Below are 1,175 nucleotides of genomic sequence, written 5' to 3' on the forward strand. Positions count from 1 at the left end.
CTAGTGTTCCCCGTCTGACATAGGATTCCCATTGTCGGTTCGGAGTGTCATGTTGGGGCATGAGACGAGATGACATCTGCCTTTATCTGTGCCCCGACGACCGCGCCGAACTGCAATCCTTGGTGGCTAACCGCAACACGCCGCGCAAGCTGGTCTGGCGGGCCGAGATCGTGCTGGCGACAGCGGACGGTCATGGCACCTTTGAGATCATGCGTCGCGCGCAGACGTCGAAACCGACGGTCTGGCGTTGGCAGGAGCGGTATCTCGATGAAGGCGTAGCCGGGCTGAAACGCGACAAGACACGACCATCGCGCGTGCCGCCTTTGCCTCGGGAGACGCGGCTCAAGGTGATCGCGAAGACGGTGCAGGACAGCCCTCCCAATGCCACGCACTGGTCGCGTGCGCTGATGGCCGAGGCGGTTGGCATCTCGCCGTCGAGTGTCGGTCGTATCTGGGCGGATGCTGGTCTGAAGCCGCATCTGACGAAGGGCTTCAAGGTCTCGAACGACCCGCAGTTCGAGGAGAAAGTCACGGATATCGTTGGGCTTTACCTCGATCCGCCAGAGCGGGCCGTCGTGCTGTGTGTGGACGAAAAGTCCCAAATACAGGCGTTGGACCGGACCCAACCGGGCTTGCCGCTGAAGAAAGGCCGCGCCGCCACAATGACCCACGATTACAAGCGCCACGGCACCACAACACTGTTCGCCGCGCTCGATATAAAGTCTGGCTTGGTGATTGGCGACTGCATGCCGCGCCACCGTGCCAAAGAATTTTTGCGCTTCCTGCGCCGGATCGACCGGGCTGTGAAGGGCAAGCGCGAAGTCCATATGGTGCTCGACAACTATGCCACCCACAAGACGCCCGAGGTGAGAGCGTGGTTGGAAAAGCATCCCCGGTTCAAGCTGCATTTTACCCCGACCAGTGCATCCTGGCTGAACCTCGTCGAACGGTTCTTCGCCGAGATCACCGCAAGGCGCATTCGGCGGGGCAGTTACTCAAGCGTCGATGATTTGCAGGATGCCATCTACGACTACCTTATCCAGCACAACGCAAAGCCAAAACCGTTCGTGTGGAGCAAGACCGCCGATGACATCATCGCCCGTGAACGCCGCGCTCTGAACTCCCTCGATGAAATCCGGGGGAACAGGTAAGAGGTGTCAGACTCGGAACACTAG

Annotated in this window: 1 protein-coding gene; it reads left to right on the forward strand. The window is 60.0% G+C overall.

Annotated elements, in window-relative coordinates; all coding sequences use genetic code 11:
* Positions 1–59: 59 nt before the first annotated feature.
* Entirely contained in the window at positions 60–1,151 is a 1,092-nt protein-coding gene (locus Q1A75_RS23910) for an IS630 family transposase (protein WP_299593571.1), read from the forward strand.
* The last annotated feature ends 24 nt before the right edge of the window (positions 1,152–1,175 follow it).

Origin of the sequence: uncultured Tateyamaria sp. (genome assembly GCF_947504105.1) — a bacterium.
Taxonomy (GTDB): Bacteria; Pseudomonadota; Alphaproteobacteria; order Rhodobacterales; family Rhodobacteraceae; genus Tateyamaria.